The 832-nt window shown below is 38.1% G+C and carries 1 protein-coding gene; it reads right to left on the reverse strand.

Annotation, left to right across the window (positions count from 1 at the left end):
- Positions 1-822: dicarboxylate/amino acid:cation symporter (locus ACRCJ0_RS16600; protein ID WP_431391260.1), on the reverse strand; the 822-nt coding region annotated here is incomplete at its 3' end.
- Between the last annotated feature and the right edge of the window lie 10 nt (positions 823-832).

Raw genomic sequence — 832 nt, forward strand, 5'->3', positions numbered from 1 at the left:
GGCAAGAAGCACGACAATGGCCCCTGATGGTACTGTAGCGATTGTTTTGGTAATAAAAGTAAGAAATACTACTAAAACGACAAAATCAGAAATTGTTAATGAAGCATCATATATGTTCATTATAAAGGAAATAGCCAAAGATACATAGATAGCTGCACCACCTAGATTTAGTGTGTAGCCTAGGCACGTTACGCCAGATGAGATCACTTTTGGGACTTTATTTTCTTCTAAACGTTCGATAAGTGAAGGTAATACAACACTTGAACCGCCTGTAATAAAGGCGATAAAGCTCAAGTCAGAGATGGATTTAAACAATGAAATATAGGATACGCCAAAACTGTACGCAATGATGGGATAGATTACTAAGGCGACTGTTAGGTATGCGACGTATAGCCAGAATAGGAAACTGAATACAGAAGAAATACCTGAAATTCCATAAGTTGCAACGTCATATGCTAGGAATCCGAAAACCCCGATTGGAGCAAATTGAATGGCATAGTCAACCATTTTAAAGATGGCCTTTTTCCAAGAATTAAATAAAGAGATAACTGGCTTTGCTTCATCACCAATTGCGATTAGGCCTATACCGAGGAAAATAGCAAAGAAAATGATTGGCAATAAGCTACCATCAGCTAAAGTTTGAAAGATATTGCTTGGAATAATACTCAAGATGAAATCTTGTAAGTTAATCCCAGTCGCAATCCCATCAAGTGATTCGGTAGAGATTTCACCAAGTGCTACATCACCGCCAACATTCACTAGTCTACCAAATACCAAGGTCAAGCCGATCAAAAAGGTGGTTACGAGGAAAAAGTAGCCAATTGCCTTAAAA

It is taken from the genome of Aerococcus sp. L_32 (assembly GCF_050689315.1).